The following is a 2,035-nucleotide window of genomic DNA, read 5'->3' as shown; positions in this document are numbered from 1 at the left end:
CTTGCCGGCCACCCTCAGCCTGAAGGCGTGCATCTGACGCCTGAAGTGAGGCATCACCGGCATTACACGCGATTTCCTGAGCGGCTGCACCCAGCTCGTTGATCGCTGCTGCAATGCTGTTGGTGCGATTGGCCTGTTCGTCGGAATTTGCTATGGATGAGCTGGAGGCAAACATCACTCGCTTTGCCACTTCGTTGACTTGTTCGGTCGCTGATGAGACTTCGCGTATTGAATGTTGGATTCGCTCCACGAAAAGGTTGAAGTCGCTGGCCAATTCTCCAAACTCATCTTGAGAATGCACGGCCAAACGTCGGGTCAGGTCCCCCTCCCCCTGGGCTATATCGCGCATGGCTTTGCCCATTAACCTCAGAGGTTGCATCAGTACGCGGATTAGCATGCCCAGTAGAAGCAACGTGATTAGCACGGCAAACAGAGTGGCGAAAATAGCTGAAGCGCGGAAATCGCCTAACGCCTGGTAGGCTTTTTTCTTGTCGATGGACAAACCGATATACCAGTTGACCGAGGGCAGCCCCTTGATCGGCGAGAACATCAGAATATAAGGAACACCCGCCTGCTCAGTCTCACTGAAATGGGTACTGATAGCGGGTGTGTCTTGCGGATAGATATCGATAAGATTTTTCATCACCAAGTCTTTATCCGGGTGAGCAAGTATCTTGCCGTCGGCACTGACCAGGAAGGCATAACCGATGCCGCCCAGATCGAGCGAACTGACAATTTTCGCCAGGGTATCCAAAGTCAGGTCACCACCGACCACACCGAGAGGTTGGTTTCCATGGTGAACCGGAGTAGCGATGGTCATCATCAACTGGCCAGTGGATGCATCCAGGTACGGCTCAGTCAAAGTCGTACCACCAGCTGCCATCGCATCCTTGTACCAAGGCCGGGTACGCGGGTCATAATCGGCGGGCAATTCGTCTTTTGGTCGCATCGCAAAGCTGCCGTCGATACCCCCAAGATAGGTGAAGTTAAATGTTGAAAGCAGCGTCTTCTGTTCCAGCAGGCGCACCACACTGTCCGGCGTATTGTCGTTGGCAACAGTCTGAGCGWCGGTGTCTATCAGCAAAACACGTCCAGACAGCCAAGCCTGGACATTGCTTGCAGCAATTTTGCTCATCCCCTCAAGGTGGCTTTCGAGGTTTGTATGTATAGCGTCACGCTGAAAATAATCGTTGTACAGTGTGAATAATGAGAATGCTGCAATGACTACGAGCGATGCGGCGAGCAGAACTTTGTGGCTGAACCTTAAGTGGACAGTCATTGGCAATTTACCCGAGATTAAAAATTTCTGTTTTTATTATTTAACGCCAACGACAGCCGTTCAGGCCTTCACCGGCTCATCTCATGCATAGCCTGCATCTTTTGATACTTTTCACCGCTAGTCGCAGTGTGTGGATGAATGCTTAACTACCGCCAGCTCAGGATAGGCAACTAGTTTTTCGATATACAGCTCCTCATTCTCCAACCAAACTTCCGTAAGTGCACGATAGTGCTTCATGTCCTTGCAGCGCATGCGTAGGCTATAGTCGAACGGGTCACCAATAAGCCGGCACTCCAGGACCTGAGGACAGTTATCTACACATGCTTCGAAGGCTTTTTGTGCAGTGCGCCGATTCTGGCTCGATATAGCGACCAATACCTGTAGGGACAATCCCGGTGAGACCTTTTGCACATCGATGAACGCACCATAACCGCGAATCACCCCTAGCCTCTCCAACTTGCGTACGCGTTGCTGGCAAGGGCTTGCGGTCAGGTGCACAAGTGTTGCTAGTTTCTGGTACGTGATGCGCCCGTCATGGCGTAATACGTCAATGATAGCCTCATCAATACGCCCCAATGTTCGTGAAAAATCGGGATTTTTTTCCTTCCTTTTCATTGTTAACTCTATTCACTTCAGTCCATTAGACAGAAACTGTTGAAGGCGCTCGCTGCGCGGATTATCCAGAATCTCTGCCCCACCCTGCTCCTCGACTCGGCCTTGATGCAGAAACAGTAACTGGCTCGACACCTTGCGGGC

Annotated in this window: 2 protein-coding genes and 1 pseudogene; all 3 read right to left on the bottom strand. The window is 51.5% G+C overall.

Annotation, left to right across the window (positions count from 1 at the left end; all coding sequences use genetic code 11):
* Nucleotides 1-1,279, bottom strand: a 1,279-nt coding sequence (locus tag AC1DVH_RS30160) for a methyl-accepting chemotaxis protein (RefSeq protein WP_477756873.1), incomplete at its 3' end; no start/stop codon positions are given.
* 117 nt (nucleotides 1,280-1,396) lie between these two features.
* Nucleotides 1,397-1,894: an Lrp/AsnC family transcriptional regulator gene (locus tag AC1DVH_RS30155; RefSeq protein WP_477756872.1), complete on the bottom strand. Its 498-nt coding sequence runs from the start codon at nucleotides 1,892-1,894 to the stop codon at nucleotides 1,397-1,399.
* A gap of 12 nt (nucleotides 1,895-1,906) precedes the next feature.
* A pseudogene (locus AC1DVH_RS30150) lies at nucleotides 1,907-2,035 on the bottom strand (histidine/lysine/arginine/ornithine ABC transporter ATP-binding protein); the annotation flags it as partial.

It is taken from the genome of Pseudomonas sp. P4_C3 (genome assembly GCF_056402075.1).
This window is presented reverse-complemented; position numbering and strand designations above follow the sequence as displayed.

Excerpts from the sequence above, each read along its gene's own strand:
- AC1DVH_RS30155 (WP_477756872.1), bottom strand. The coding sequence starts at position 1,894 with ATGAAAAGGAAGGAAAAAAATCCCGATTTTTCACGAACATTGGGGCGT.